General features: G+C 63.1%; 1 protein-coding gene. It reads right to left on the reverse strand.

The window, feature by feature from the left end:
• On the reverse strand, positions 1-320 hold a 320-nt coding region (locus HX786_RS30365), incomplete at both ends, for a substrate-binding domain-containing protein (RefSeq protein ID WP_178913015.1).

Here is a 320-nt window from a genome sequence, read left to right on the forward strand (position 1 = left end):
TCTTGATGTCCGGGTGCTTGGCCACGGCCTCCTTGCAACCGCGCACGCGCTCCAGGATCGGTACCACGGCGATGCCGTCGAGGATGGCGATATTGCCCTTGTCCCCGATGTTCTTGGCCAGGTATTCGCAGGCCTGGAAGCCGGCGTCGAAGTTCTTCGAGCCGACGAAGGAGTCCAGTGGGCCTTCGGCCTGGGCGTCGACGGCGACCACGACTACGCCGGCGGCGTGGGCGGATTTGACGGCTGATTGCACGCCGACGGAATCGGTGGGGTTAATCAGCAGGATGTCGATGCCTTTTTGCAGCATGTCTTCGACGTCG

The sequence above is a fragment of the Pseudomonas sp. 21615526 genome (assembly GCF_013386245.1).
Taxonomy (GTDB): Bacteria; Pseudomonadota; Gammaproteobacteria; order Pseudomonadales; family Pseudomonadaceae; genus Aquipseudomonas.